The 618-nt window shown below is 58.7% G+C and carries 1 protein-coding gene and 1 pseudogene; one reads left to right on the plus strand and one right to left on the minus strand.

The features are described 5' to 3' along the window. The first annotated feature begins 3 nt into the window (after window positions 1-3). Window positions 4-438, plus strand: a complete 435-nt coding sequence (locus TR36_RS16490) for a hypothetical protein (protein ID WP_370553460.1) — start codon at window positions 4-6, stop codon at window positions 436-438. Here TR36_RS16490 and TR36_RS16200 read toward each other — a convergent pair. After that, window positions 333-618: pseudogene (locus tag TR36_RS16200) on the minus strand (NAD(P)-dependent oxidoreductase); the annotation flags it as partial. The gene TR36_RS16490 and the pseudogene TR36_RS16200 sit on opposite strands and share 106 nt — an antisense overlap.

Below are 618 nucleotides of genomic sequence, written 5' to 3' on the forward strand. Positions count from 1 at the left end.
TGTGTGCCTTGGTCTTTGCGCCCTATCTTGTTGACCGCAGACGGGGGTGCTGACACGGGCGATGGGCATTGGGGCTTCATGCCGGAGCGGGTGATCGGGGATCTTGATTCCATTTCAGGCGAAGCCCGGTCGCGGCTGGCTGACCGTCTTGTTCACGTAGCGGAACAAGAAAGTACGGATTTCGAAAAGGCATTGAGCCGGATCGAGGCGCCCTTCATTCTGGCCACTGCTGTGGCGGGTGCACGGATCGACCATGGATTCGCGGTGCTCAATACGCTTGTCCGGCATCGGGGGCCGCCGTGCCTGCTGATCGGACCGGATGACGTCGTCTTTCATGCCCTGCGGCCTTTGGATCTGTATCTGACCGCCGGGGATCGGGTGTCCCTTAGCATGGCGCGGAATTTTTCTGAATTATCCTTTGGTCGCCAGCCAAGATAACGGGCGGCGGAGTTATCCCACCAAACCGTATCATTGTCCGACACGCCCCAAATGATCGGACATCCCAGACGCGGCACCGTAAAGCAGCGACCGATGAGATCGGTAAAGTCTGCGGCCGACATCCAGGTGGATAGCATACGGTGGTTCAACGGCTCCTCAAAACAGGAACCGATGCGGATG

The organism is Falsirhodobacter sp. alg1 (assembly GCF_000739715.2).
Taxonomy (GTDB): Bacteria; Pseudomonadota; Alphaproteobacteria; order Rhodobacterales; family Rhodobacteraceae; genus Falsirhodobacter.